This window comes from Acidovorax sp. KPB24-07 (assembly GCF_057543315.1).
In genome coordinates, this window is the sequence record NZ_BAAJYS010000442.1 from 1 (window position 1) to 2,564 (window position 2,564).

The 2,564-nt window shown below is 70.4% G+C and carries 3 protein-coding genes; all 3 read right to left on the minus strand.

Annotated features, from left to right (window positions below; all coding sequences use genetic code 11):
* Positions 1-73: 73 nt before the first annotated feature.
* Positions 74-1,267, minus strand: a complete 1,194-nt coding sequence (locus AC27IQ_RS22275) for a phosphoglycerate kinase (protein ID WP_487090835.1) — start codon at positions 1,265-1,267, stop codon at positions 74-76.
* Positions 1,268-1,368: 101 nt separating this feature from the next.
* Positions 1,369-1,704, minus strand: coding sequence for an AzlD domain-containing protein (locus AC27IQ_RS22280; protein ID WP_284406531.1), 336 nt, complete (start codon positions 1,702-1,704; stop codon positions 1,369-1,371).
* Entirely contained in the window at positions 1,701-2,522 is an 822-nt protein-coding gene (locus tag AC27IQ_RS22285) for an AzlC family ABC transporter permease (protein ID WP_317360105.1), read from the minus strand. Before AC27IQ_RS22285 ends, AC27IQ_RS22280 begins: the two co-directional genes overlap by 4 nt.
* Positions 2,523-2,564: the final 42 nt, after the last annotated feature.

Genomic DNA, 2,564 nt, shown 5'->3' on the forward strand with positions numbered 1-2,564 from the left:
GCACAATCATCACTAGGGCATATTGCTATTAATTAAATAGCAAAAGGACGGCGGGCGTGAACCCGCCGCCGGCTCAGCCCTGGGCGCGCTTTTGCAGGATCTCGAAGGCCGGCAGCGTCTTGCCCTCCAGCACTTCCAGGAAGGCGCCGCCGCCGGTGGAGATGTAGCCCACGTCCTTCTCGATGCCGTACTTGGCGATCGCCGCCAGCGTGTCGCCGCCGCCCGCGATGCTGAACGCGCTCGATTCGGCGATCGCCTGGGCGATGGCCCGGGTGCCGTTCTCGAACGCGGCGAACTCGAACACGCCCACGGGCCCGTTCCACACGATGGTGCCGGCCTGCTTGAGCTGCGCGGCCAGCTTCTTCGCGGTCTCGGGGCCGATGTCCAGGATCAGGTCGTCGTCGGCCACGTCGGCGGCCGCCTTCACCGTGGCGGGCGCATCGGCCGAGAAGGTCTTGGCCACCACCACGTCGGTGGGGATCGGCACCTCGGCGCCGCGCGCCTTCATGGCGTCGATCACGGCGCGGGCCTGGTCCAGCAGGTCGGGCTCGGCCAGGCTCTTGCCGATCGGAAGGCCGGCGGCCAGCATGAAGGTGTTGGCGATGCCGCCGCCCACGATGAGCTGGTCCACCTTGTCGGCCAGGCTCTTCAAGATGGTGAGCTTGGTCGAGACCTTGCTGCCCGCCACGATGGCCGCCAGCGGCCGTGCGGGGTGCGCCAGGGCCTTGGTGATGGCGTCGATCTCGGCCGACAGCAGCGGGCCGGCGCAGGCGGTCTTGGCGTATTCGGCGATGCCGTAGGTCGTGCCCTCGGCGCGGTGCGCGGTGCCGAAGGCGTCGTTCACGTAGATGTCGCAGAGCGCGGCCATCTTCCTGGCCAGCGCGGGGTCGTTCTTCTTCTCGCCGGGGTTCACGCGGCAGTTCTCCAGCAGCACGACCTGGCCGGGCTGCACGGCCACGCCGTCCACCCAGTCGGCCACCAGCGGAACCTCGCGGCCCAGCAGTTCGCCCAGGCGCTTCGCAATGGGGGCGAGCGAGTCGGCGGGCTGCAGCGTGCCCTCGGTCGGGCGGCCCAGGTGGCTGGTCACCATGACGGCGGCGCCGGCGTCCAGCGCCATCTGGATGCAGGGCACCGAGGCGCGGATGCGCGTGTCCTCGGTGATGTGGCCGGCGTCGTCCTGCGGCACGTTCAGGTCGGCGCGGATGAACACGCGCTGGCCACGGGCCTGGCCTTGGGCGCAGAGGTCGGAAAAGCGAAGGATGTGCATGGATCGATGGGGCCGGCGGGCGGCGCGGGGAGGGTGGAAAACTGCGCCGCATTGTAGGTGCGGCCCCGTGCCCGGCCGTGTCGGCCGGCGCCGCCCGTGGGCTACCAGCCCAGGCCGATGTGCAGCGGCAGGTACACCACCATGCCCACGACGATGGTGCCCAGGATGCCGCGGCGCCAGAAGTAGTAGCCGGCGGCGCACAGCACGGACGGCAGGCGCGCGTCCTGCAGCGTGCCGATCAGCTCGCCCTGCGCCATGAAGATCTCCGGCGCGATCACCGAGGCCAGCGCGGCCAGCGGCGCGTACTTGAGGCCGCGCTTGAGCCAGTCGGGCAGGGGCAGTTCGCGCTCGGGAATCATGAAGAACGCGCGCGACACCACCGTGATCGCGGCCAGGCCCAGGATGGCGATGGTGGGTTCGACCCAGGACCAGTTCATGGGTGGCGCTCCTCGCGCAGCGGCACCACGTCGCCGTCCTGCACGTGCTTTTTCTCCTCGGGCGGCAGCGCGCTCTCGGCCGGCACCAGCAGCACCTCGGGCTTTCGAAGGTGGCGGTCCACCGTCTCGATGATGAGGCCCACGGCCACGGCCGCCGCGATCGCCACCAGGATGTTCAGCTTGAGCGGCAGCGCGAACGCCGCGATGGCCGCCGTCATGGCCACGCCCGTGGCCAGCCAGGTGGCGCGGTCGAACAGCATGGACAGCATCACGCCCAGCAGCGCCAGGACGCCCGCAAAGCCCAGGCCCCACGACAGCGGCACCACGTTGGCCAGCAAAATGCCCGTGATCGACGGCACCTGCCAGGACAGCCAGTTGATCGACGCGGCGCCCCAGAAGTACGGCACCTGCTCGGGCTGCGGCGTGGGCTGGGGGTAGCGCTTCATGAACGCGACGAAGATCACGTCGCCGCTGAAATACCCCACCGCCAGGCGCCGGCGCAGCGGCAGGTGCGCGAAGTAGCTGCGCCATAGGCTGCTGAAGATGACGAAGCGCAGGTTCACGCACGAGGCCGTGAGCCACACCACCCACAGCGGCGCGCCGACGGCCATCAGCGGGATCACCGTGAGCTGCGCGCTGCCCGCGTACACCGCGAGCGACATGAAGATCGCCATCGGCACCGACATGCCGCTCTTGACCATGGCCACGCCGGTCACCAGCCCCCAGGCGCCCACGCCCACGCTGGTGCCGAACATGTCCAGCACGCCCTGGCGGTAGGCGGGATCCCGGACGAGCGCGCCCAGTCCCCGGGCGCTCATTCCCGCGCCCCGGCCGGCGCGCCGCCCCCCAGCACCATGCCG